We start from the raw sequence: 22,682 nt of genomic DNA on the forward strand, positions 1-22,682 counted from the left end.
TGGTCGCGGCGTCCTATCTTGGGCTCATGACCACGCTCACCCATGAACCCGCGCTTGCCGCCGGTGTCACGCTCGCTCCCAGCGCGGCGGCCCGCATCGCTGCGATTGCCGCCAAGCAGAACCGCCCCGCCGTGCTGCGCCTCGCGGTGGAAGGCGGCGGATGTTCGGGCTTTCAATACAAGTTCGAGATGGGCGGCGAGCCGGAAGCGGACGACCTCGTCTCCGAAACCGACGGCGTGCGCCTGCTGGTCGATGCGATGAGCCTCGATCTGATCGCGGGTGCGACGGTGGAATACGTCGAATCGCTCGGCGGCGCGGCCTTCCGCGTCACCAATCCGCAAGCGGCTTCGGGCTGCGGCTGCGGCGCGAGCTTTTCGGTGTGACGATCAAGGTCGCCTCGTTCAACATCAACGGAATCAAGGCCCGCCTCCCCCGCCTGCTCGAATGGCTGGAGGAAACACGCCCCAGCGTCGCCTGCCTGCAGGAAATCAAGACGCAGGACGCAGACTTCCCCGCAGCCGAGTTTGAGAAGATCGGCTATCACGCGATCTGGCACGGGCAGAAGGGCTTCAACGGCGTCGCCATCCTGGCCGACGGCACCACCCCGATAGAAGTGCAGCGCGGGCTGGCCGGAGAGCCGGAGGACGAGCATTCGCGCTATCTTGAGGCCGATGTGTTCGGCTTGCGGGTGGTGTGCATCTATCTGCCCAACGGCAATCCGCAGCCCGGACCCAAGTTTGACTACAAGCTGCGCTGGATGGAGCGCCTGCGCGCGCGGATGCGCGACATCGCGGCCGAGGAAGTCCCCGCGCTGGTGATCGGCGATTACAACGTGATCCCCGAGGACAAGGACGTGTGGGACACCCGCGCGATGGCCAGTGACGCGCTGATGCAGCCCGAATCGCGCGATGCCTATCGGCGGCTCCTCAACGATGGCTGGACCGACGCGCTCGATCTGCACCATCCGCGCGGCGGGCTATGGACCTTTTGGGACTATCAGGCCGGAGCATGGCCGCGCGATCACGGCTTCCGCATCGATCACGCGCTGCTTTCGCCCGAACTGGCGGACCGGCTGGTCGGCGCGGGCGTCGACAAAGCCTATCGCGGGCGTGAGAAGGCGAGCGACCACGCGCCCGTGTGGGTCACGCTGAAGGAACCGTCTTAGTTCAACACTTTCCAGAAGCGGATGTGCGAGCCGGGGGCAATGTCCACCGGCTCAAGCCACGCGGGCGCCTTGCCGTTGAGCAATTGCGCCATCAGGCCCTTGGGCGCGCGCGCGGCATAGACCGCAGGCTCGTAGATATCCGGGCACACCGCGATCAGCGTGGCGTGGCGCTTGCGCACCAGCGCGTGGGCTTCCTCCGGCGGGGCCATGAACGCGGCGATCACATCGTGCATCCCCGAAGCCCCGCGGTGGTGGCCGGTGGCGACGACGCGGTCGTGTGATTTCACGATCAGGTCTGGCCCGATATCGAGCGGTGCGAAAATGTCGGTCGCGGGCAGCTTGTTGAGCGCGGCACCGGCAACGTCGTAGCGGCATTTCGAAATGCTCATCGCGCCGACATTGATCCCGGCGACAGACTTTACTGTCTGCCCAGCACTGGCATTTGCCGAAACTGGGCTGACCGCACCCATCACCATGACGACCGGCAGGCCGGGCGCGAGCAGCGAGACGACCAGCGCATAGCCGCCAAGGCGGGGCAGGATCGGCACGCTGCGCAAGTGGTAGACCCAGCCGAGGATCAGCGTGGCAGAGGGCACGGCAGCAAAGACCAGCGCAGTTGCGGAGGCGCGCGCCACGGCCATGCCGATCAGCCAGGCACCGGCGAGCAGCAGCATGTGATCGAGCCAGAGCAGCCGCGTGGGCGCATCCTTCGCCTCGCGCCACAGGCGAAACACGCCGTAGAGCCCGAGCAGCGGCCCGGCGACAATCGCGGCCGCCATGGGGGCTGTCGTGTGCCAGAAGGGCATGCCCTCGGCCACCGAATCGTACCAGTAGCGCTTGACCAGCGGATCAAGCATCACGAACGCGCCGCCCCGGCATTCGGGCGCGACGCCGAACATGATAGCCACAGCCCCGGCGCCAATGACGCCAAGCCCGGCAATCTGGCCAGCCAGCGTGCGCGGGGTGGCAAAGCGCAGCGCCGCCGCCCCTGCCGCGACCCATGCAAACAGCGCAAGGTGGACCGGCGAGATGGCGTCGCAGTGCGTGGCAAGATCATAGGTGCCGCGCGTGCCAAGGAAGATCGCGATGCTGCCGCCTGCAAGGCCGAGCGTGGCGGCAAACAGCCAATCAAACCGGCTGGCGGGCGCGCGCAAGCCGCGCAAGGCGCAGAGCCCGAGGAACAGCGCGGTCAGCGGCAGGCCTTCGATCGAAATCGACATGAGTGCGGCGAGCGCCACGCCGATGACCGCGCCGCCCTTCAGCGCATCGCGGGCATGCAGTCCGCTCAGCGCGACGAGCGCGAGCACGATCTGCCAGCCGTGATGATCGATGCGCATCGGCGTGAACTGGCACAGGATCGGCGGCGAAAGGCCGATCATCAGGCACGAAAGCGCGACGACTTCATCGTTGAACCAACGCGCTGCGAGGCGGCCCAGCAGCGCCATGCCGCACAGCAGGGTGAGCAGCGGCACGGCAATCACGGTGATGAATTCCGCCCCGGCCGTACCGAGCAGCGGGCGCAGCAGCAGGATCATGCCGGCAATCGGCAGATCGACCAGCCGCGACCAGTGCATCGCCACGCCTTCGGGCGCGGCGATCCGGTATTGGTGTACATCGAACCACGATTGCCCGGCCAGCAGATCGCGCACTTGCAGCAGGCGCAGCGCATCATCGGGATCGGTGAAGCGCAGTGCCGCGATCAGCTTGAAGTTCACGAGAACCATCGTGACGGCCAGCAGCGCCCACGTGATCAGCACGCGCCAGTGCGGGCCCTTGGCGGGATCGGTGACCGCCGCGGTCTGCGGCTGGGCAGCACTGCCCGCGGCATAGAGCGTGGCCATCAGCGGAAAACCACGCGCTGGCGCAGCAGCCAGGTGACGGCAAAGCTGACGACGATGGCGCAGAGCTTGGCGATGCGCGGATCAAGCCCGGCAGCGCTCGCCCCGCCGACGATCAGGGTGGTGACGCCGAGTCCGATGAGCGCAGAGATGACGAACATCGCCTTCTGCCTGGTCCGCGCGATGCCGCTTTCGGCAACCTGATCGGCAAAGACCTTGCGGCTGGAGAGGATCCAGTGGACCGCGATGCCGATGGCATAGCCGATGGCCGAGGCAGCGACGGGCGGAACCCCGGCGGAGAGCAGGGCAAGGAACGTGCCCATATCCACCGCCAGCGCACCCACGCTGGCGAGGATATAGCGCACCAGCACGATCTGCCGGAGGCGATTGATCGGAGTGATATCGAGCACGGTCACAGCCTGATCCTGTCTAGCGGAGCATCACGGACGGAGTGGGTGCGTCCCGATCAGGCCGCAGCCCGATCCCCTCCCTTGGCGGCTTCGGCATCAACGATGCGGGTCGGCACATCGCGCACCGAAGCGAGCGCGGCGGCCTGATCCTCGCTGACCGGACGCGCGGGCAGCGTGTTCTGCGCGCCCTCGTCGCCAGCCTCGTGGTACTCGGCGTCCTCGTTCACGCACCAGATGTCGTAGACGCGGTGCCCGGCGAGGATGTTCTCGACCGTGAGCATCGCTGTCATCATCGCGTGATCCTGGTTGTTGTAGCGGTGCATGCCGTTGCGGCCGACAAGGTGCAGCGTCGGATGGCTGGCTTCCAGTTCGGCGCGCATCGCGGCAACGTTGGCGGCGTATTCATCGTCATAGACCGGATAGGCCTTTTCCTGACGGACGACCGCGCCGCCGATCACCTTGGCGGGATCGACGAGGCCGAGGATGTCCATTTCCTTGGTCGCGAGCTTGATCAGCTCCTCGTCGCTCGAAGCCCAGAGGTCATCGCCTTCGAAGCAGAAGTATTCGAGGCCGACGCAGGCAACGCTATCATCGGGCACCATTTCCGGCGACCACGAGCGGAAGTTCTGCACCCGGCCGACGCGGACCTTGCTGTCGTGGATGTAGATCCAGTTGTCCGGGAACAAGTCCTCGCTTTGAATCTTGAGCGCCACGGTGAGGAAGTCGCGATAGCGCAGGCGGCTCGCCTCCAGCGTCGATTGCGGCAGCGGGTGAAGGCGCGCGGCCAGTTCACGCATCGGGGCCGAGCTGATCGCATGGCGGGCGCGGATCACCGTCTCGCCGCCATCATCGGCGCGGGTCGCTGCAAGGCGCCAGCCGCCCTGGCCGTCGCTGGCAAGCTGCTTCATCGCATGCCCCATGAGCACATGATTGCCGGCTGCCACGATCTTGTCGCGCGCGGCTTCCCACATCATGCCGGGGCCCTGGCGCGGATAGCGGAAGGTTTCGAGCAGGGTCTTGGTCTGCATGCCGTCGTTCGGGCGCTTGTTGAGCCCGAGGCTGCGCTTGAGGCCATCGAACACCGCGGCGCCGAGCGAGAGGCCCTTGATGCGCTGCGCGGCCCAATCGGCGCTCATTTCGTTGCAGGGCATGCCCCACACCTTCTCGGTGTAGGTCTTGAAGAAGATCGAATAGAGTTTCTTGCCGAACTGGTTGCTGGTCCAGTCCTCGAAGCTCTTCACCTCCTTGATCGGGAAGAGCTTGGACAGGCCGTAGCTCACCATGCAGGTGGTGGAGCGCCAGATGCCGAGGTTGCTGAGCGCCTCGAACGCGCGCAGCGGATACGAGTAGAACTTGCCCTCGTAGTAGATGCGGCTCATGCGCGGACGCTGGATGAAGTCGTCCGGCAGGATCTCGTTCCACAGATCGACCACCTGCTGCGACTTCGAGAAGAAGCGGTGGCCGCCGATGTCGAAGCGGTAGCCCTCGTGCTCCACCGTGCGGCTGATGCCGCCGACATAGCGCGTGTCCTTCTCGATGATCGCGACCTTGAGGCCCTGCTTCGACAGGAGGTAGCCCGCGGTCAGCCCAGCCGGGCCAGCGCCGATGATGGCGACATCGACGTCGTACTCGCTGCTGTCCCCGTGCACGCCTGTGAAACCGTTACCCATCGTTTGCTCCCGCTGATGCGTTCATGCCTTGGCAACGGAAGTGAACGAAAATGGCTAAGGGATGGTTAACGCGGCGAAAGGGATCAGCGAAAACGCCTACTGCGGCAGGTGGGTTCAGATCGGGCGCTGAGCGGCCTGATCGTCCTCGCCCCGGGTGTGGTCTTGCAGGGCTTCGGCAAACTGCAACGGCGCCGAAATCCGCGCCAGTTCATCAAGCTTGAACGTGCGCTCGAAGATCAGGCCATAGCTGGGCTGGCTGCGCCACCGGACTTTGGCATAGAGCGGCGGGGTGACGCCGGTTTCGATGCGCACCAGCTCGTTCATCAGCAGCCATTTGTGACATTCCACGCGCGCACCTTGCTGCGAAAGATTGCGGAAGATCACCGGCACGGCCTCACCACCGGAATGAAGCACGCCGCTGACGGCGATCTGGAGCCTGACCTGCCGCTTGGGGAAAGGGCCCATGCTTTCATCGAGCAGGCGCTGGACGTCCATGTCCTGATGGAACCGCAGGCCGGCATGGTCGTCTGCCTGCCAGACCAGATCGACCGGATAGCGAGCCCCGGTAACCATTTCGACTGCCAGTTCGCGCGCATGCGGCAACGCGGAAAACAGCCGGATCTTGAGACCGGTCGCGGAAACATCGCGGATGATGCAGAGAAACTCGCGGCCGTCTGCGATGATCTTGGCGGTGCGGATCAGCAGCGCATAGCGCGGGGCGGCACGCAGTTCCGCACCGGTTGGCGCATCCGTCCTGTCCTGCCCGGAATCTCCCGGCAGCTGCCATTCCTGTGCCAAACCTGATCCCCTCGTGCCGCCCGCCGGACCATTCCGGCAGGGAGCACGGCTCTGCTGTGCGAACCCCCTTGTAACCCACTGATCCTTGAGATGAAGTTACTCCGGGGTAAGGCCGCACCGGTTACCAGAGCACCCAGGCTTCGGCTTTCTCCGCCTTGAGGAACGCTTCCGCTTCCGGGCCGAGCAACATGGCCAGGGTGGAAAGCGTCCCGGCCTGCACGCACGTGCGCGCGGCCACGGTGACCGAGCGCGGCGGACCTTCCACCGGCCAGCCGGTGCGCGGATCGAGGATATGGCTGTACCGCTTGCCGCCCTTCAGCAGGAAGCGCTTGGCGTCGCCGCTCGTGGCAATCGCGCCTTCGCCGATTTGCAGCAGTCCGCCAGAGCTCTTGGCCGGATCGAGCGATTCGATGGCCACGGCCCAGCGTCCAGCGGACTTGGCGCGCGTGGTGCGCAGATCGCCGCCGAAATTGACGAGGGCAGGGCAATCGGCCCCACCTTCACTCGCGGCCATGATCGCCATCGCCGCGCGGTCGACCGCGTATTCCTTGCAGATTCCGCCTAGGTCGATCTCCATGCCCGGCGGCAGGCTAAGGTGCGGACGCTCCCACGTAACCTTGCCCCAGCCGATCAGTGGCATCAGCGCGGAAACTTGCTCAGGCTCCGGCACGCGGTCCGATCCGTCGAACTTCCACGCCCGCCGCAGCACGCCCGATGTCACATCGAAGCGGCCCCCGCTCAGCGCATGGACTTGCGCGGCATAGTCGATCAGCCCGGCGGTTTCTTCATCCACCTCGACTGGCTTGCCGCCCGCATTGTTGATCGCCCAGACCACGCCGGTCGGCTTGTAGCGGGTGTACTTTTCCTCGATACGCCGCGCTTCCGCTTCGCCGATCCGGGCGAGCTGGCCGGCCAGCCGGCTGTCACGCGATTCGATCTGGACCTCGCAGGGCGTGCCCATCGCGGTGAAACGGTGCTTGTGCACTCCGGCGGGCTTGATCGGCTTGGCCATTGCTATTCCACTTTCCCGCAAGCGCAGGGCCTCAGCGCCCGCCAGCCTAGCGCCACGTATAGCGCAGCCCGCTGATCAGGCTGGTCGAACGCGAGCCTGCGAACAGATCGGTCCGCGCCAGCACTCCCGGCGCGGTGCGATCGAAACGCTGGCCTTCCTGCAGATAACGCTCCGCCGCGCCATATATTTCCAGGCGCTGCGTAATATGCGCTCCGGCCTTGAGCGAGAAGGTCCACGCCCGGAACCGGGAAAGGCGACTATCGGCGCTGAGAAAGGCTGGCGTCGGCACGTCGATGCCGAGGAATGGCGCAAAGAAACGCGCCGCAGTCTGCCGATAGAACCGCAAGCCGGGTTCGACATAACCGACGCGCCCCACCGGCGCATGTTCCGACACGGCATAAGTCATCGCGGTGATGCCCCAGCTATCGTGATACCAGCGCACCGAAGCATCGGTGACCGCCGAACCCAGTGCGAACTTGGTGGCGGCGTAGACGCTGTTGCGTGTCCGCCGCCGGGGCCGATTTTCATAGATCGTGTAGAAGGGATCGCCCGTTGCACTGTCGATCAGGCTGAACAGCTTGTAGGGATCGGTGTGATAGCCCCGGCTATCGCCATAGCTGTAGTTGAGCTGGACCAGCCAGCTCGGCGAGATCACTTGCGTGACCCCCGCCACAACACTGGTGATCCACTTCTTGCGCGCCGCGCCGACAAACTCGTCCCCCATGAACGAAAGCGCGCGCGGGACGCCGGTGAAGGGCCGCACGGTGTCGTGCTCGTAATTGATGCCCAGCGAAAGCGTGGTGTTCTTGTTCCACAAGTCCTTGGCGAGCGAAGCGCGCGCCGAATAGGACGTGAAATCCGTTTCATAGGACGCCGCGCCGCCCACGCTGAGCTTCAGCCCGCTGGCCAGCGGCAGCGTCACGCCAAGATCATAGGCCTTGCGGTTGTCCTTGAAGCCCTTGTCCACCGGTAGCTGGTTCGGCGCGATGGTGTAGCGCCCGGATGCGCCGGTGTGCGAATCGGGATTGGTACCCAGCTCCCCCGCTGCGGCAGCCATGCCGATGGGGCGCGGCTGGCGCGGCGGAAAGAAGCTTTGGGGAAAACGCGAACGGACCGCGCCGTTGGGCGTAGCACCCGTCAGCGAATCATAGGTGAACTTGCCCGAGAGGACCATGCCGCCGGGCGTGTTCCAGGTGAGCGCGGCAGTGGTTTCCACCGCGCGGACGCGGTCATCGTCTTCCTGATAGATCAGCAGCGCAGTGTCCGCGACGATGGTGCCCACTTCGCTCGCGGTCTGGTCATAGGCATTGGGCGCGGCGGTCGTGGGAATGGGCGCAGCCTCGACCTGCGCGGCGGCAGGCGCGGATCCCAGCAGCGTGCCCGCCAGCACGCCCAGTGTCGCGGCAAGCCCACCCCGGCTCAATTGCACCCGCAGCCCCCGCCATCGAAGCTGCGCCCGCCCGAGGCGGCTTCCTTGCTGAAATACGTGTGTTCGTCGAAGGCCATGATCGCAGGCTCGCGGCCGAGCTGCATCGATTTGCGCGCCAGCACATCACGCTGCCAAGGTTGAGCACCGATATGCGTGCAGGCACCAAGCAGCGGGAGCGCCGCCGCGAGGATGGCAAGCCGAGCCCCCCGCACCGCCTCAGCCCTCGCGCACAAGCTGGGCGATATGCCCATCGTATTCGCGCACTTTGCCCGGGAAGAAGCCCTGATGGCGAAACCGCATCGTGCCCTTGCGGTCGAACACCAGCGAAGTCGGCATATCGGCCACTTTCCACGTCTGCGCCAGATCGCCCGCCGCGTCATAGATTACGGGGAGGTTGGAGCGGACCTGCTGCATGAAGCGGTCTGCTGCCGCGCGCTGGCGATCGACGTTCACGGTGATAACCGCCAGATCATTGGCGGGATAGCGCCCGGCAAGCTGCTGCATGAACGGGAACGAGAGCTTGCAAGGCCCGCACCACGAGGCCCAGAAATCGACATAGACGACCTTGCCGCGATACTTCGCGAGATCGAGCGAAACCGCAGCCATGGCAGGGGTGTGGAGCATTGCCGCGGCTGCCGCGCCAGTCATCCCGCCCAGAACGGCGCGCCGCGACAATGTATCTGATCCAGTCATCACGGCGATGCGCCTCCTGCGCGCAGTTTAAAGAACGAAATCGCTGGATGTCAGCGTATGACTACCCAGTATCTTGATACAGAAATCGGCGGTCGTATCCCCATTAACGTTTCCATAGACGTAAGTATTCCCGCCGACCACGTCATAGCGCAGCTGGCGGCCCATCTCGTTCATGAAGCGGTTGTGGCCGACGAAGACAAACGACTGATCGCCCGGCTGGTTGTAGGGGGTGGACGAACTGACAGCATCAACAAGGCCGAGGTCGATCTTGTCGCCTGCGGTGAAGTCGACAATCACATCCGCCCCGATTGAGGTTTTGCTGGCAAAATCGCCGTCGTCGAACGCAAACTTGTCGTTACCGGTGCCGCCGGTCATGGTGTCCATGCCGGTGCCTCCCACCAACACGTCATTGCCCGCGCCGCCCACCAGCACGTCATTGCCCGCCAAGCCCTTGAGCGTGTTGTTCGCTCCATTGCCGGTGAGCGCATTGCCAAGCGTGTTGCCGATACCGGTGTTCCCGCCCGAACCTGTCAGGAGGAGCTTCTCGACATTGGCGCCGAGGGTGAAGGATATGCTGGACTGGACGAGGTCGGTGCCTTCGCCGGTCAGTTCGATGACCTTGTCTGCAGTGGAATCGACAATGTATGTGTCGTTATCCGTGCCGCCATACATCGTATCGCCCCCGGCCCCGCCATCCAGCAAGTCGTTGCCGCCCAGCCCTTTGAGCACATTGGCCGCGCCGTTGCCGGTCAATCTGTTGGCGGCTGAATTGCCGGCGCCGTTGATTGCGGCTGTGCCCTGAAGCGCGAGGTTCTCGATAAAAGCGGCGAGGGAGAAGCTGACACTGGCCTTGACGAGGTCGATGCCTTCGCCCGTCAGTTCGAACAGCTTGTCGCCTGTGGAATCGACCAGAAAGGTGTCATCGCCGGCGCCGCCATACATCTGGTCGTCGCCAGTCCCGCCGTCGAGCGTGTCGTTGCCACCCAGTCCCTTGAGGGTGTCGGCCCCGGCAAGTCCGGTAATCTGGTCGGGCTCAGCCGTCCCGTTCAGCGTATCGGCATTGATCGTGCCCTTGATGACCGCCATGGTCCAACTCCCTCCAGCCTTGCGCTGCCTTGCTCCGCGTACATTAACCGCTGCGGAACAGGTATCCTTACCTTTTGCTAACCGGATCCGGTTGCGTCCGGCAGAGCATGCTTCGCGGCGAGCCGAGCGAACCCGCGATGGTCTGGGCCTTTCCCTGCAAAGGGCCGATACTGGCCGGCCATCTGGTACGGACGGCGGGACTCGAACCCGCACGAGCTGAGCTCAAGGGATTTTAAGTCCCCTGCGTCTACCATTCCGCCACGTCCGCACATGGTGAACCGAGGCCCCAACTGGCCCCAAGAAGGTCAGCGAGAGCGCGGTGCAATCTCACGCCGATGGCACAGAGCCGCACGCACGGCAACGCCCGGCGGACGCCGAGCCTGATCGCAGAACGGATCGGATGAATAGGTGAGGGCGGGCGATCAGCCGCCTTGCCCGCCGCGTTTCCTTGGCCCGCCTAGTCGGTATTGAGCCGGAGGCGCATATCCTTGCCGGGCTTGAAATAGGGCACGCGCTTGCCGGGGACCTCGACCGCATCACCGGTCCGCGGGTTGCGGCCCTTGCGCGCATCACGCTCACGCGTGGAAAACGCACCGAAGCCGCGCAGTTCCACCCGGCCACCTTCAGCGAGGCGCTTGGCGATCTCGTCAAAGAACACATCGACCACGCGCTCGATCTCTTCGCCGCGCATACCAGGGCTCTGCTTCGAGAGCTCCTGCAACAATTCGGATCGGATCATCCGCATCCCCCCTACTTGACCACTGACGAGCACGGGCACCCTTTGGGTTTGGACCGCGCTGCCGGCAGCACTCCGTCCGGGCGAGTCCCGGTCCGCTGGAGTAATGCAATAGTGCCAGAGCATTGGCTGCGCGGCAACTTATCAATCGTTAGACGGAAAGGCCTTGCGCAAGGCAGCGGCTCAGGCCCGCCCGGGCACCCCCAGCAGGCGCGCCGGATCAAGGTGCAGCCGCCGCATACGCTCGGTGATCTCGGGCCATTCGTGCCGTAGGAAGGCCTCGCGTTCCCGCGCGCGCAGTGCTTCGGCTGCGCCGGGCGCGACGAACATGCCGACCCCGCGCTGCACTTGCACAAGGCCTTCGTCCTGAAACTGCTGGTAAGCCTTGGCCACCGTGAGCGGATTGGCGCCTTCCGCCGCGGCATAGGCCCGCACCGATGGCAACATGGCCCCTTCGGCGAACGTTCCGTCCAGAATCGCAGCTGCAATCTGGTCCCGCAGCTTGAGATAGACGGGGCGGCTGGAAGATGGGTTAGGAGACACCATAAGTGATGCAGTGCCATAATACAGCGAGGCACGCAATCCGGCGCAACAAAGTTTCGCGAACCGTCTGGCACGGGACAACCCGCAGCACCAACCACCCCGCCTTGCGCACGAAACCGCCTTGCCCACTGAAACGCCAATGAAACTGCGGGAACAGCCTTCCCAAGGCGCGGTTAGACGCTAATCATGGCTGCAAATCCTGCACAAAAAGCGTTTGGGGAGCACGTTCACGCCATGACAGATCCGCTTGGGGCCGCCGCACCTGCCGAGCCGCACGAGGGACAAAAGCGCAATGCCGTGTGGTTCGGCCATCCGGCGCAGCTGGCACGGCTGTTCACCACCGAGGCGATGGAGCGGTTCGGCTACTACGGCATGCGGGCGCTGCTCACGCTCTATCTCGCGCAGCATTTCCTGTTCAGCGATACCACCACCACCGGTCTCTACGGCGGGTTCACCGCGCTGGTCTATCTCACGCCGCTGATCGGCGGCCTCATGGCGGACCGGTTCCTCGGCTCCAAGCGTTCGGTCAAGTTCGGCGCGATCCTGATGAGCCTGGGCTATGTCGTGCTGTGCTTCTCCAGCACGGGCGGCGCGGCAAAGCCCTTCGCCACGATCGAGGGCACCCGTTATGAAGTGACGGTGGAAGGCAGCGGCGAGGAACGCCGCCAGTATGTCACCGATGCGGGTGCCACGCTGCGCATCAAGGGCAACGAGGACAAGACCGTCTCGCTGCTGCGCGCCGATGGCAGCGAGGCACGCCACATCCCGGCAGGCGGCTTCGAACCCGGCGGGGAACGCAATCCGCTCTACACGTTCCTGCTCATCACCGGCCTGGCATTCGTCACGGTCGGCAACGGCTTCTTCAAGCCCAATATCTCGACCATCGTCGGCGAGCTCTATGAGCAAGGCGACCGGCGGCGCGATGCGGGTTTCACCATCTTCTACATGGGCATCAACCTCGGCTCGCTGTTTTCACAGATCCTGTGCCCGCTGCTGGCGGTCGGCATGGGTTCATGGGGCGGGCTCGGCTGGTGGGCAGGATTTGCGCTCGCGGCGGCGGGCATGGCGGTTTCGTGGCTGCTGTTCCAGTTCGATGGCGGCAAGCTCGATGGCTATGGCGAACGGCCCGCCGGGGCGAGCGCCTCGCGTGACATGCTGGTCTATCTCGGCGCGATTGCGGCCATCCCGCTCGCCTACCTGCTGTTTGCCAACCTCATGGCCTATGTGAAGCCGCCCGCAGGCAGCGGCATTCTGGGCTACATCATGAGCCTGCCGATCATGGGCAAGATCATGTTCGCCACGTTCGTGGCGGCCGTCCCGGGCATCCTGATCTGGTCGTTCTTCAACGGTGATCGGCGCGAATTCCAGATGATGGTGGCCGCGATGGTGCTGATCACCTTCAACACCGTGTTCTGGTCGCTGTTCGAGCAGGCCGGGTCTTCGCTCACGCTGTTTGCCGATCGCAACACCGACATGAGCGTGTTCGGCCTGTTTTCGATCACCGCCGGGCAGACGCAGTTCTTCAATGCCTTCTTCATCGTCGCGCTCGCGCCGCTGTTCTCGATGCTGTGGGGCACGCTGGCGAAGCGCGGGATCGAGCCGGGGATCCCGGTGAAGTTCGGCATCGCGCTGGTCGGCGTCGGCGCAGGCTTCCTGTTCCTCGTCTGGGGCACGCAGTTCGCCGGAGCGGACTACAAGGTCGGCCTGTGGTGGCTCGCCGGGCTTTACCTGATCCATTCGATGGCCGAACTTTGCATTTCGCCGGTGGGCCTTTCGATGGTCACCAAGCTTTCGATCGCGCGCATCGTCGGCCTGATGATGGGCACGTGGTTCCTCTCGATCGCCTTTGCCCAGTATGTGGCGGGGATCATCGCGGGCAATGCCAGCGTGGAAACGGTCGGCGGCGAGGTCACCAACCTCAAGGTCAGCCTCGAAACCTACACCAGCACGTTCACGACGATCAGCCTGTGGTCGATGGGCATCGGCCTCGTGCTGCTGGCGCTGTCGGTGCCGCTCAAGCGCCTGATGCATGGTGTGAAGTGATGGCCATGCATCCGATCCGCATCCTTGGCCGCGCTGCCGCACAGGGTCTGGGGCACATGCTGGCAGGCATCGCCCTGCTGGCATCCTCTGCCGCCGGGCTCGCCGCGACGACGCCGGCCACCAGCACTCCAACCTGGCAGGAAAACCCCTACCCCTCGACCTACAAGCCCTATCCGGGCGAGCCGACCGCCATCATCGGCGCAACGGTGTTCGACGGCACGGGCGGCGAGATCGCGAACGGCACCGTGCTGCTGCGAGATGGCAAGATCATCGCGGTGGGCGATGCGCGGCTGGCTGTGCCCGATGGCTACAAGCGGATCGACGGGACGGGCAAGTTCGTCACCCCCGGCGTGATCGACATCCACAGCCACCTTGGCGTCTACGCCAGCCCCGGCGTGTCCGCGCATTCGGACGGCAACGAGGCGACTTCGCCCACCACCCCGCAAGTCTGGGCCGAACACAGCGTCTGGCCGCAGGATCCGGGCTTTTCGCGCGCGCTCACCAATGGCGGCGTCACGTCGATGCAGATCCTGCCGGGATCGGCCAATCTCATCGGCGGGCGCTCGGTCGTGCTCAAGAACGTCTATGCCCGCACCGCGCAGGCCATGAAGTTTCCGGGCGCGCCTTATGGCATGAAAATGGCCTGCGGCGAGAACCCCAAGCGCGTCTACGGGGATCGCAACCAGATGCCGTCCACCCGCATGGGCAACCTCGCGGTAGACAGGCAGGAGTGGATCAAGGCCGCAGAATACCGCAAGAAACGCGCTGACGGCAAACTCGACGAGCGCGATCTCGCGATGGAGACGATGGCCGATGTGCTCGACGGCAAGATCCTCGTCCAGAACCACTGCTACCGCGCCGACGAGATGGCACAAGTCATCGATATGGCGAAGGAATTCGGCTACAAGGTAACCGCCTTCCACCATGCGGTGGAGGCTTACAAGATCGGCGACCTGCTCAAGGCAAACGGCATCTGCGCCGCGATCTGGGCCGATTGGTGGGGCTTCAAGATGGAAGCGTTCGACGGCATTCCCGAAAACGCCGCGCTGCTCGCCGATGCGGGGGCCTGCGTGATCATCCATTCCGACGATGCAAACGGCATCCAGCGCCTGAACCAGGAAGCGGCCAAGGCGCGCGCGGCGGGGCGGCGCATGGGGATCGACATATCGGACGGGCAAGTGATCCGCTGGATTACGCTCAATCCGGCGACGGCGCTGGGCATCGACAAGCAGACCGGCAGCCTTGCGCCGGGCAAGATGGGCGATGCGGTGCTGTGGAACGGCAATCCGCTCTCAGTCTATTCGCGCCCTGAGAAGGTGTGGGTGGATGGCGCGCTGCTGTTCGATTCCGCCGATCCGAAGCGGCGTCCCGTCAGCGATTTCGAACTGGGCCTGCCCGGTGAGGGAGACGTGAAATGAACCGCCCCCTTTCCCTTCTCGCAGCCCTGTTCCTTGCCGGAACGACGCTTTCGGCCCACGCCGCCGATGCGCCCGCCCCGCTGCCTTCGGGCGATTTCGCGGTCACCAACGCCACGATCGCGATCGGCGATGGCAGCGCCCCGATCACCGGCGGCGCGGTGGTGGTGCGCGGCGGCAGGATCGTCGCGGCGGGCAAGGACGTGGCCGTCCCTTCAGGCATTCCGATCATCGATGGCACGGGCAAATGGGTCACCCCCGGTCTTGTCAGCGCGGTGACCGACCTTGGCCTGCTCGGCGTCGGCGCGGTCGATGAAAGCAACGACAGCTCGGCAGAGAACGCACGCTTTTCCGCTGGCCTCGACGTCTCGGTCGCCATCGATCCCGATGCGCCGCCTGTGGCCGTCAGCCGAGCGGGCGGCGTCACCCGCGCCGGGCTGGCGCCGGTCGCGGCCAACGCGATCTTTGCCGGGCAGGGCGCGGTGATGGATCTCGGGCAGACTGGCCCCGCCACCGTGCACGCGCGCGCGTTCCAGTTCGTCGAACTGGGTGAACGCGGGGCCAGCCTTGCTGGCGGCAGCCGCGTCGCGGCGCAGGCACTGCTGCGCAATGCCCTGCGCGAGGCGAGCGAGCTTTCCCGGCGCAGCGGAGGGCAACCCAGCGATGCCTTGCTCACCCGTACCGATGCCGCAGCGCTGATCCCGGTCGTCACCGGCCGCCAACCGCTGTTCGTCCATGTCGAGCGAGCCGCCGATATCCGCGCCGTACTCACGTTGGGCCGCGAATTTCCAGCGCTCCGGCTGGTGATCGTCGGGGCGGCGGAGGGCTGGCGCGTGGCGAGTGAGCTTGCTGCCGCGCGGGTGCCGGTGTTTGCCAATGCGCTGGCCGACTTGCCCGGCAGTTTCGAAACGCTGGCCGCCACCCAATCCAACGTCGGCCGCATGACCGCCGCCGGGGTCAAGGTCGCGCTCGGCGGGTTCTTCGATGGCGATCAGCCGCGCTATGCACCGCAGTTTGCCGGCAATCTCGTCGGTCTTTCGCGCGTGCCCGGGGCCACCGGGCTGAGCTGGGGCCAGGCGCTTGCTGCGATTACTTCCATCCCGGCAGAGATTCTTGGCGAAGGTGCAGTTTTCGGGAGTCTGAAACCGGGGTTTGCTGCCGATGTGGTAGTTTGGGATGGCGATCCACTGGAGGTGACGTCCACTCCGGTTACAATCTTCATCGACGGTAAGCCGCAATCATTGGTAAGCCATCAATCGCGCCTGCGCGAACGGTACCGTCATCCGAATGAAGGAGCGCTGCCCAAGGCATATGAATAGGCATTATTGCTGACGCAACTTGCTACGGGTTCTATAATGGCTGGGAGGGAACGGCATCATGGACTCTGCTACATTGCTGCTGGGCTTGGGCATGATTGCCTTTGTCGGTTCGCATTTGTTGATGTCGCATCCCTTGCGTCCCGCGCTTGTGCGCCAATTCGGGCCTTCCGGTTTCCTCGGCGTCTATTCGCTGGTTTCCCTGATCACGTTCAGCGGCGCGGTGGTCGCGTTCGGCAAGGCTCCGTCTGGTCCGCAACTGTGGGACGGACAGGCATTGGTGCCGTGGGTGATCGCCTCGCTGCTCACGCTGGTCGCGCTCGCGCTGTTCCTCGCCTCATTTGCCGGTAATCCCGCACTGGCCGGAACGGATGTTTCGGGTCTTTCCACCCGCCTGCCGCATGGCGCCCTCAAGGTCACGCGGCACCCGATGATGTCTGCCTTCACGCTGTGGGGCGTGTCGCATATCCTCGTCGCACCAAGCCCGCGTAGTATCATTCTGGCAGGCGGCGTCATCGCTCTCGCGGTGATTGGATCGCGCGGTCAGGATGCCAAGAAGGCGGCGCTCTATGGCCGGGATTGGCGCGCCTGGATGAAGCGCACCACGTTCCTGCCCAATCCCGCGGCGTTCGCCAGCCTCGGGTTCTATTGGGTTGCCGCGCTACCGGTGTGGATGCTGGTAACCTGGCTGCACCTCAAGTTCGCGCTGGTGCCCGCCGGTCTCTGGCTCTGGCTCGAACAGCTCTGACGCAAGAGACGGCAGCGCACACCGATCAGGCGCGCGCTTCCTGAACCCCTGCGCTGTTGTGACGCAGCGCCTTCAGCACCGTATCAACGATCTGCGGCGCGTTCAGACCAGCCGTATCATACTGCTTGTCCGGCGAATCGTGATCCTGGAACACATCGGGCAGGCGCATCGTGCGGATCCGCAAGCCCGCATCGGTCAGGCCCTCGTCGCTCGCCATGGTGAGCACGTGGGCACCCAGCCCGCCAATCGAGCCTTCCTCCACCGTAACCACCACATCGTGCGAAGCCATCAGGCGGCGAATCAGCGCCTCATCCAGCGGCTTGGCAAAGCGCAAGTCTGCCACCGTGGTCGAAAGGCCCTTGGCATCGAGGATGTCCGCCGCCTTGAGCGCCTCGGCCAGCCGCGTGCCGAGTGACAGGATCGCCACCTTGGTGCCTTCGCGCACCACGCGGCCCTTGCCGATCTCGAGCCGCTGGGGAACTTCGGGCAGTGGCACGCCCACGCCATTGCCGCGCGGATAGCGGAACGCGATGGGCCCGCTGTCATGGAGGGCAGCGGTGTGGACCATATGGACCAGCTCCGCCTCGTCTGCCGCTGCCATCACCACCAGATTGGGCAGCGTGGCGAGGTAGGTCACGTCAAACGAACCGGCATGCGTCGCGCCATCGGCCCCGACGAGGCCCGCACGGTCAATCGCGAAGCGCACGGGCAGGTTCTGGATCGCCACATCATGCACGACCTGATCGTAGGCGCGCTGGAGGAAGGTGGAATAGATCGCGCAGAACGGGCGCATCCCCTGTGCGGCAAGGCCTGCCGCAAACGTCACCGCGTGCTGCTCGGCAATACCGACATCGAAGTGGCGATCGGGATAGGCCTTGGCAAACTTGTCCAGCCCGGTGCCCGAAGGCATCGCCGCGTTGATCGCACAAACCGTGCTGTCGCGCGCAGCTTCGGCCATCAGCGCCTGCGCAAACACGTTGGTATAGCTCGGTGGGCCAGCCACGCTCTTGGCCTGTTCGCCGGTGATCACGTCGAACTTCTGCACGCCGTGATACTTGTCCGCCGCGTTCTCGGCGGGAGCATAGCCCTTGCCCTTCTGCGTCACGACATGGACGAGGCAAGGGCCTTCCGGCGCATCGCGCACGTTTTCGAGCACGGGGATCAGCTGATCGAGATTGTGCCCGTCAATCGGGCCGACATAGTAGAAGCCCAGCTCTTCGAACAAGGTGCCGCCCATCGCCATGCCGCGTGCGAACTCGTCGGTCTTGCGCGCGGCCTTGTGCAGCGGTTCGGGCAGACGGCGCGAAATGGCCTTGAACATCTCGCGCAGTTCAAGGAACGGGCGCGAGGACACGAGGCGGGCGAGATAGGCCGAAAGCCCACCCACCGGCGGCGCGATCGACATGTCGTTATCGTTGAGGATCACGATGAGGCGGTTGCCCGCGGCTGCGGCGTTGTTCATCGCCTCGTAGGCCATGCCCGCGCTCATCGCACCATCGCCGATCACCGCGATGGCCTTGCCCGGCTGGCCCGCCAGCTGGTTGGCCACGGCAAAGCCCAGCGCCGCCGAGATCGAGGTGGAGGAATGGGCCGTGCCGAACGGATCGTATTCGCTCTCGCTACGCTTGGTGAAGCCCGAGAGCCCGCCGCCCTGCCGCAACGTGCGCATCCGGCTGCGCCGACCGGTGAGGATCTTGTGCGGATAGGCCTGATGGCCAACGTCCCAGATCAGCCGATCGCGCGGCGTTTCAAACACATAGTGGATCGCCGTGGTCAGTTCGACCACCCCGAGCCCAGAGCCAAGATGCCCGCCGGTCTGGCCGACAGTGGCAATCATTTCCTCGCGCAATTCATCGGCGAGTTGGCGCAATTGCGAAGGCTGGAGCTTGCGAAGGTCGTAAGGCGTATCGACCGTATCGAGCAGCGGCGTAACCGGATTAGACATTAAGCCGTCTTACACCTTAGGATCGGCCCTGTCGAACCCGACTTGCACGGAAAATGCCGAACCGGATCAGGCCTGCCCTGCTTCGGTGCCGCAGGCACCGCAGCGCCCCCGGATCTCGACCACCGGACGCACGGCCGCGAAGCCCGCGCGGTGGGCCGCATCGCGCAGCGCACCGGTCAGCGTGTCATCATCAAGATGAGTCGCCTCCCCGCAGGCATCGCAGATCAGGAAGATGCAATCGTGATGGCAACCGGGATGGCTGTTGGCGACATAGGCGTTGGCGCTTTCCACCCTCCGCGCAAGATTGGTGCGCACGAACAGGTCCAGGATGCGGTAAACGCTGTTGGCCGCAACGCGCTTGCCCCGGCGCGATCCCACGTTTTCGGCGATGTCATAAGCGGACGCGGGTTTCTCGCAGGCGACCAGCGCCTCGAACACGTCGCTGCGCATGTCGGTCCACTGCTCGCCCGCGTCTTCAAGCGCGCCGCGCGCTGCATCGACGAGCAGCTCGCCTTCGAAATCGTGATGTTTGTGATGCCCCGCCATGATTCGTGAAATACGCTGCCTTTGGTTCAAGCGCAAACCCGCTTCGGCCCCGCTTCAGCCTGCCCCCTTCACCCCCGCGTGAAGTCTGCCTTCCACAGCCCCGGGAACACCCGCTTCAGTGCCGCCACCTTGGGCACATCCCAATAACGGATATAGGCATGATCGGGGTTTTTCAGCATGAAATCCTGATGATAGGCCTCGGCCGCAAAGAACCCGCGATCAGGCTCGATCGCGGTCACGATGGGGCGCTTCCACAAGTTCAGCTTGCGCAGCTGCGCCAGATATTCACCCGTCACGCGCGCCTGTTCGGGGCTCTGCGGGACGATGGCATTGCGGTACTGCGTGCCGGTATCGGGGCCTTGGCGATTGAGTTCGGTCGGATCGCTCGCCACGCCGAAGAACACCTGCAGCAACTGATCGTACCGCACCACAGCCGGATCGTAAGTGATCCGCACGGCCTCGGCATGGCCGGTCGTGCCGGTGCTCACCGTCTCATACTGCGCATCGCTGCGCTTGCCGCCCTCGAAACCGGAAACAACGCTGGAAACGCCCTTCACGTGGCTGAACACCGCTTCCATGCCCCAGTAGCACCCGCCCGCAAACACGGCGGTCTTGAGGCCTTTGCCCTCCTTCGCCGGCACGGCAGCTGCGGGCGCGGACACCACCGCTTCGGCCTGGGCCGGTTGGAGACAAGCCGAAGCCAGCGACGCGGCCAATACGGCGACAAGGAAACGTGCGCGGTTCATCGCAGCGCCGCGACCGGAACAGCTGCCTGCACGGACTGCGCGCTGAACGTGAAGGCCATGACCGCCGTACCAAGCGCAAAGCCCAGCACTAGCGAGCGAACGAGATCCTTGCCGAAAAGCGTCATTCTGCATCATCCAGTCATAGCCGCACGGAACGCCGCACCGCCTTCCGGCACAAGCCTTATCGCATTGATCCCGTACCGGGTGTGAACCACGGCACAGGGGAACCCGCAGGGCCTTTCGCTCGTTGCAGGGAGATGGTTACGCGACTCCGAAAAACAAGGTGCGCAGCCTTTCGGGCAAGGACCTTGCGCGCGCTCGATTGACCTTGTCCGCGCCGCGCGCGAAGAAGGCGGCCACTACCGAGGAAAAGGAAAGACCCATGCTGCGTCCGACGCCGAGCTTCATCACCCTCGGGATCCCCGCGGCCCTTACCATCGCCCTGGCGCTTGCCGCGGTTCCGGCTGCAAGCAAGGACAAGTCCGACCTGCCGAAGGAACTGCCCCCGGTATTCGAAGCGGTGGTCAACTGCCGCGCGCTCACCGCCGACGCCGAGCGGCTCGCCTGCTATGATCAGAGCGTGGCCGCCCTCGCCGCCGCGCGCGACAAGCAGGACATCGTCGTCGCTGACCGCGCGACGATCCGCGAAACCAAGAAGGGCCTGTTCGGGTTCACGCTGCCCAAGCTCAGGCTCTTCGGCGGGGCCGAGCGCGACAGTGACGATGTGAAGGAAATCGAGGGCACGATTTCAGCCGTGCGCGAAACCGCCGATGGCATGGCGGTGTTCACGCTCGCCGATGGCGCGCGCTGGAAGCAGACCGATGGCGGCAATGCTTTCGCCAGACCCGGCGTGTCGATCCGCATCAAGCGCGGCACGCTGGGCAGTTATCTTGCCTCGATCGACAAGGGCGCCTTTATCCGCGTGGTGCGGCTGGCGCAGTAAGCGCGCGCCGCCTCAGCTCGAAGTCCGGCCGGCCTTGCTGACGAATTCATCGTAGACATCGCGGCCCGTCTGGTTGCCTTGCTGTTCCTGCTCGGCCCACTGGGACACCGTATGGCAGATGAACGTCTTGCGGACGAGCGAGCCGGTTTCTTCGTTGCGGCGGCAGCGGATGAAATCAGGATCCTTTGCCGAGCGCCCGGCATTGAACGCGCGGATTTCCGATGGCGACATTGCCGTCGGGTCCTTTTCCAGCGCTGGCAGATCGGCAGCGGGAACAGCGGCGGTCGCGGCAGCAAGGGCAAACAGGAATGACGCAGGCATGCGCGGAGTCCTTACGGGTTCAGAAGTAGCGCCATAATACCTTGCCGGGCCTTCGCCCGCAAGGCGGCGGCGCTCAACCCAGTGCCGCGTCGCTCGCCGCGAAATAGGCTGAAATGGCAGCGCACTCGCGCGGGCTGAGGTGCGGGTTCCAGGCATCGATGATCAGCACCGCCCGCCGCGCATCGCTGTTGTTCCACGCTTCGTGCTCGATCGTGTCATCGAAGGCGAAGGCCTTGCCCTCCACCCATTCGCGCGTTTCCCCGCCCACGCGAAAGCCGCAGCCGGGCGGCACATCGAGCGCCAGATGGACAATGGCGCGGGTATTGGTCACCCCGGTATGCGCCGGGATGCGGCTATGCGGGCGCAGCATCGAGAAGAACGCATTGGGCGCGCGGCCCGGAATGCGCGCCAGCGGCAGGCTTTCCAGCACGCGAGCGGTGTGCGGGCAGCGCTCGATCACGGCTGCATTGGGCACGCCATATTCCCACAGGAAGCAGGCTGACCAATCGAGCGAACCATCGAGCGCGGTCCATTTGTTCTCCGGGCTGCCCGGCTCCATCTTCACGTAAGGCCGCAAAGCCTCGCCGGGCTGCGCCAGCAGCGCCTCCAGCTCAGCGCGGATGGCCCCAGCCTCGGCTTCCAGCGCCGCAAACCATGGGAAATGGCGCGAATCGAAGAATTCGTCGGCGGGCAGGAACGGGTAATGCAGGCCCGCGCATTCATTGGCGTAGATGCGTCGCTGCCCCAGTGCTGCCCCGGCAAAGGCCGTGATCCGGCGCTGCTCGGTCTCATCTCGCGCATCGGCATCGGCGGCAAGCGCAGCTTCGGTCGCCTCCGCGATCTGGGAGCGCAAGGCCGCGCAATAGGCTTCGCCGGCCGCGAGCTCCGCGCGGACCGGTTCGGGCAGGCCGGGGAAATGCTGCGCCAGCTGGCGGACGCCGTCCCATGCGACCAGAGCCTTGGTCTCATCCCCTTCGCGCTGGAGCCATTGCGCCATGCGCAGCTGCGCGGTGAAATCGAGCCGATCGAGATCGAGCGCCCGCTCCAGCGCGGCGCGTTCACCCGGCGCATCCCCGCCAAGGCGGCAAGCCAGCGCAAGGTTGATCCACAACGAAAGCGCGCCCGGATCGGCGTGCGCCGCCTCATGCGCGGCGAGGATGGCGGCGGGGGCATCGCCTTCGCGCAGCGCGGCCATGGCGCGCGCGTTGGCGGCCTGCGCGCGGGCGCGGTCAACGGGCTGGGAGGGCGGCGGTGTCATCGCGCGAAGTGTCTACAGCGC

24 protein-coding genes and 1 tRNA gene are annotated in these 22,682 nt (G+C 65.1%); 7 read left to right on the forward strand and 18 right to left on the reverse strand.

Going from position 1 to position 22,682, the window contains the following annotated elements; genetic code table 11:
- The first annotated feature begins 26 nt into the window (after positions 1-26).
- Together CFE35_RS04355 and xth are read left to right on the forward strand one after the other, a co-directional pair.
- Positions 27-383 (forward strand): iron-sulfur cluster assembly accessory protein, encoded by a 357-nt coding sequence (locus tag CFE35_RS04355; protein ID WP_292928311.1) that lies wholly within the window; start codon positions 27-29, stop codon positions 381-383.
- A 2-nt stretch (positions 384-385) separates the two neighbouring features.
- The gene (xth, locus tag CFE35_RS04360; protein ID WP_292928857.1) at positions 386-1,165 is read left to right on the forward strand and encodes an exodeoxyribonuclease III; all 780 of its coding nucleotides are present in this window, start codon (positions 386-388) and stop codon (positions 1,163-1,165) included.
- Here the strand turns inward: xth and CFE35_RS04365 are convergent.
- The 12 genes from CFE35_RS04365 to CFE35_RS04420 form a co-directional block, all read right to left on the reverse strand.
- The gene (locus CFE35_RS04365; protein ID WP_292928312.1) at positions 1,162-3,006 is read right to left on the reverse strand and encodes a hypothetical protein; all 1,845 of its coding nucleotides are present in this window, start codon (positions 3,004-3,006) and stop codon (positions 1,162-1,164) included. The two genes, xth and CFE35_RS04365, sit on opposite strands and share 4 nt — an antisense overlap.
- Positions 3,006-3,419: a GtrA family protein gene (locus tag CFE35_RS04370; RefSeq protein WP_292928313.1), complete on the reverse strand. Its 414-nt coding sequence runs from the start codon at positions 3,417-3,419 to the stop codon at positions 3,006-3,008. Before CFE35_RS04370 ends, CFE35_RS04365 begins: the two co-directional genes overlap by 1 nt.
- Positions 3,420-3,469: 50 nt before the next feature.
- Entirely contained in the window at positions 3,470-5,083 is a 1,614-nt protein-coding gene (locus tag CFE35_RS04375; protein ID WP_292928314.1) for an NAD(P)/FAD-dependent oxidoreductase, read from the reverse strand.
- A gap of 114 nt (positions 5,084-5,197) precedes the next feature.
- The gene (locus CFE35_RS04380) at positions 5,198-5,881 is read right to left on the reverse strand and encodes a PilZ domain-containing protein (RefSeq protein WP_292928315.1); all 684 of its coding nucleotides are present in this window, start codon (positions 5,879-5,881) and stop codon (positions 5,198-5,200) included.
- Between the two features lie 121 nt (positions 5,882-6,002).
- On the reverse strand, positions 6,003-6,893 hold the full coding sequence (locus tag CFE35_RS04385; protein ID WP_292928316.1) for an FAD:protein FMN transferase: 891 nt from the start codon (positions 6,891-6,893) through the stop codon (positions 6,003-6,005).
- Between the two features lie 46 nt (positions 6,894-6,939).
- A complete protein-coding gene (locus CFE35_RS04390) occupies positions 6,940-8,322 on the reverse strand; it encodes a DUF3570 domain-containing protein (RefSeq protein ID WP_292928317.1) in 1,383 nt (460 codons plus the stop codon).
- Entirely contained in the window at positions 8,313-8,534 is a 222-nt protein-coding gene (locus tag CFE35_RS04395; RefSeq protein WP_292928318.1) for a DUF4266 domain-containing protein, read from the reverse strand. Before CFE35_RS04395 ends, CFE35_RS04390 begins: the two co-directional genes overlap by 10 nt.
- Before the next feature lie 4 nt (positions 8,535-8,538).
- Positions 8,539-9,015, reverse strand: a complete 477-nt coding sequence (locus tag CFE35_RS04400) for a TlpA disulfide reductase family protein (RefSeq protein ID WP_292928320.1) — start codon at positions 9,013-9,015, stop codon at positions 8,539-8,541.
- A gap of 27 nt (positions 9,016-9,042) precedes the next feature.
- Positions 9,043-10,101, reverse strand: a complete 1,059-nt coding sequence (locus tag CFE35_RS04405; RefSeq protein ID WP_292928322.1) for a calcium-binding protein — start codon at positions 10,099-10,101, stop codon at positions 9,043-9,045.
- 183 nt (positions 10,102-10,284) lie between these two features.
- Positions 10,285-10,369 (reverse strand) — tRNA-Leu (locus CFE35_RS04410).
- A 189-nt stretch (positions 10,370-10,558) separates the two neighbouring features.
- Positions 10,559-10,840, reverse strand: coding sequence for an integration host factor subunit beta (locus tag CFE35_RS04415; protein WP_292928324.1), 282 nt, complete (start codon positions 10,838-10,840; stop codon positions 10,559-10,561).
- A 180-nt stretch (positions 10,841-11,020) separates the two neighbouring features.
- The gene (locus CFE35_RS04420) at positions 11,021-11,383 is read right to left on the reverse strand and encodes a GntR family transcriptional regulator (protein WP_292928326.1); all 363 of its coding nucleotides are present in this window, start codon (positions 11,381-11,383) and stop codon (positions 11,021-11,023) included.
- Positions 11,384-11,614: 231 nt separating this feature from the next.
- On the opposite strand from CFE35_RS04420, the gene CFE35_RS04425 reads away from it, so the two are divergent.
- From CFE35_RS04425 to CFE35_RS04440, 4 genes are read left to right on the forward strand one after another with little or no spacing between them, the layout of a single operon-like run.
- Positions 11,615-13,423 (forward strand): peptide MFS transporter, encoded by a 1,809-nt coding sequence (locus tag CFE35_RS04425; protein ID WP_292928328.1) that lies wholly within the window; start codon positions 11,615-11,617, stop codon positions 13,421-13,423.
- Positions 13,423-14,841, forward strand: coding sequence for an amidohydrolase (locus tag CFE35_RS04430; protein WP_292928330.1), 1,419 nt, complete (start codon positions 13,423-13,425; stop codon positions 14,839-14,841). The genes CFE35_RS04425 and CFE35_RS04430 overlap by 1 nt, the downstream gene beginning before the upstream one ends.
- Positions 14,838-16,157 (forward strand): amidohydrolase family protein, encoded by a 1,320-nt coding sequence (locus CFE35_RS04435; RefSeq protein ID WP_292928332.1) that lies wholly within the window; start codon positions 14,838-14,840, stop codon positions 16,155-16,157. The genes CFE35_RS04430 and CFE35_RS04435 overlap by 4 nt, the downstream gene beginning before the upstream one ends.
- Before the next feature lie 58 nt (positions 16,158-16,215).
- Positions 16,216-16,902: an NnrU family protein gene (locus CFE35_RS04440; RefSeq protein ID WP_292928334.1), complete on the forward strand. Its 687-nt coding sequence runs from the start codon at positions 16,216-16,218 to the stop codon at positions 16,900-16,902.
- Positions 16,903-16,927: 25 nt separating this feature from the next.
- Here the strand turns inward: CFE35_RS04440 and dxs are convergent, their stop codons facing one another.
- From dxs to CFE35_RS04460, 4 genes are all read right to left on the reverse strand, one after another.
- Positions 16,928-18,847 (reverse strand): 1-deoxy-D-xylulose-5-phosphate synthase, encoded by a 1,920-nt coding sequence (gene dxs, locus CFE35_RS04445; RefSeq protein ID WP_292928336.1) that lies wholly within the window; start codon positions 18,845-18,847, stop codon positions 16,928-16,930.
- 66 nt (positions 18,848-18,913) lie between these two features.
- Positions 18,914-19,393, reverse strand: coding sequence for a transcriptional repressor (locus tag CFE35_RS04450; RefSeq protein WP_292928338.1), 480 nt, complete (start codon positions 19,391-19,393; stop codon positions 18,914-18,916).
- 68 nt (positions 19,394-19,461) lie between these two features.
- The gene (gene msrA, locus CFE35_RS04455; protein WP_292928340.1) at positions 19,462-20,139 is read right to left on the reverse strand and encodes a peptide-methionine (S)-S-oxide reductase MsrA; all 678 of its coding nucleotides are present in this window, start codon (positions 20,137-20,139) and stop codon (positions 19,462-19,464) included.
- The gene (locus CFE35_RS04460) at positions 20,136-20,264 is read right to left on the reverse strand and encodes a hypothetical protein (protein WP_292928342.1); all 129 of its coding nucleotides are present in this window, start codon (positions 20,262-20,264) and stop codon (positions 20,136-20,138) included. Before CFE35_RS04460 ends, msrA begins: the two co-directional genes overlap by 4 nt.
- Positions 20,265-20,422: 158 nt before the next feature.
- Between CFE35_RS04460 and CFE35_RS04465 the strand changes: the two genes are divergently transcribed.
- Positions 20,423-21,082, forward strand: coding sequence for a hypothetical protein (locus CFE35_RS04465; RefSeq protein ID WP_292928344.1), 660 nt, complete (start codon positions 20,423-20,425; stop codon positions 21,080-21,082).
- 12 nt (positions 21,083-21,094) lie between these two features.
- Here CFE35_RS04465 and CFE35_RS04470 read toward each other — a convergent pair whose 3' ends face one another.
- Positions 21,095-21,403, reverse strand: coding sequence for a hypothetical protein (locus CFE35_RS04470; protein ID WP_292928346.1), 309 nt, complete (start codon positions 21,401-21,403; stop codon positions 21,095-21,097).
- A gap of 73 nt (positions 21,404-21,476) precedes the next feature.
- Positions 21,477-22,661 (reverse strand): aspartyl/asparaginyl beta-hydroxylase domain-containing protein, encoded by a 1,185-nt coding sequence (locus tag CFE35_RS04475; protein ID WP_292928348.1) that lies wholly within the window; start codon positions 22,659-22,661, stop codon positions 21,477-21,479.
- Positions 22,662-22,682: the final 21 nt, after the last annotated feature.

The organism is Novosphingobium sp. PASSN1, from assembly GCF_002278815.1.

Bases quoted from the DNA above. Each gene is read 5' to 3' on its own strand.
- CFE35_RS04415 (WP_292928324.1), bottom strand. From the start codon at position 10,840: ATGATCCGATCCGAATTGTTGCAGGAGCTCTCGAAGCAGAGCCCTGGT.
- CFE35_RS04470 (WP_292928346.1), bottom strand. From the start codon at position 21,403: ATGCCTGCGTCATTCCTGTTTGCCCTTGCTGCCGCGACCGCCGCTGTT.
- CFE35_RS04450 (WP_292928338.1), bottom strand. From the start codon at position 19,393: ATGGCGGGGCATCACAAACATCACGATTTCGAAGGCGAGCTGCTCGTC.
- CFE35_RS04405 (WP_292928322.1), bottom strand. From the start codon at position 10,101: ATGGCGGTCATCAAGGGCACGATCAATGCCGATACGCTGAACGGGACG.
- CFE35_RS04420 (WP_292928326.1), bottom strand. From the start codon at position 11,383: ATGGTGTCTCCTAACCCATCTTCCAGCCGCCCCGTCTATCTCAAGCTG.
- CFE35_RS04375 (WP_292928314.1), bottom strand. From the start codon at position 5,083: ATGGGTAACGGTTTCACAGGCGTGCACGGGGACAGCAGCGAGTACGAC.
- CFE35_RS04425 (WP_292928328.1), top strand. From the start codon at position 11,615: ATGACAGATCCGCTTGGGGCCGCCGCACCTGCCGAGCCGCACGAGGGA.
- CFE35_RS04435 (WP_292928332.1), top strand. From the start codon at position 14,838: ATGAACCGCCCCCTTTCCCTTCTCGCAGCCCTGTTCCTTGCCGGAACG.
- CFE35_RS04460 (WP_292928342.1), bottom strand. From the start codon at position 20,264: ATGACGCTTTTCGGCAAGGATCTCGTTCGCTCGCTAGTGCTGGGCTTT.
- CFE35_RS04475 (WP_292928348.1), bottom strand. From the start codon at position 22,661: ATGACACCGCCGCCCTCCCAGCCCGTTGACCGCGCCCGCGCGCAGGCC.
- CFE35_RS04400 (WP_292928320.1), bottom strand. From the start codon at position 9,015: ATGACTGGATCAGATACATTGTCGCGGCGCGCCGTTCTGGGCGGGATG.
- CFE35_RS04385 (WP_292928316.1), bottom strand. From the start codon at position 6,893: ATGGCCAAGCCGATCAAGCCCGCCGGAGTGCACAAGCACCGTTTCACC.
- CFE35_RS04355 (WP_292928311.1), top strand. From the start codon at position 27: ATGACCACGCTCACCCATGAACCCGCGCTTGCCGCCGGTGTCACGCTC.
- CFE35_RS04440 (WP_292928334.1), top strand. From the start codon at position 16,216: ATGGACTCTGCTACATTGCTGCTGGGCTTGGGCATGATTGCCTTTGTC.
- CFE35_RS04430 (WP_292928330.1), top strand. From the start codon at position 13,423: ATGGCCATGCATCCGATCCGCATCCTTGGCCGCGCTGCCGCACAGGGT.
- dxs (WP_292928336.1), bottom strand. From the start codon at position 18,847: ATGTCTAATCCGGTTACGCCGCTGCTCGATACGGTCGATACGCCTTAC.
- CFE35_RS04365 (WP_292928312.1), bottom strand. From the start codon at position 3,006: ATGGCCACGCTCTATGCCGCGGGCAGTGCTGCCCAGCCGCAGACCGCG.
- msrA (WP_292928340.1), bottom strand. From the start codon at position 20,139: ATGAACCGCGCACGTTTCCTTGTCGCCGTATTGGCCGCGTCGCTGGCT.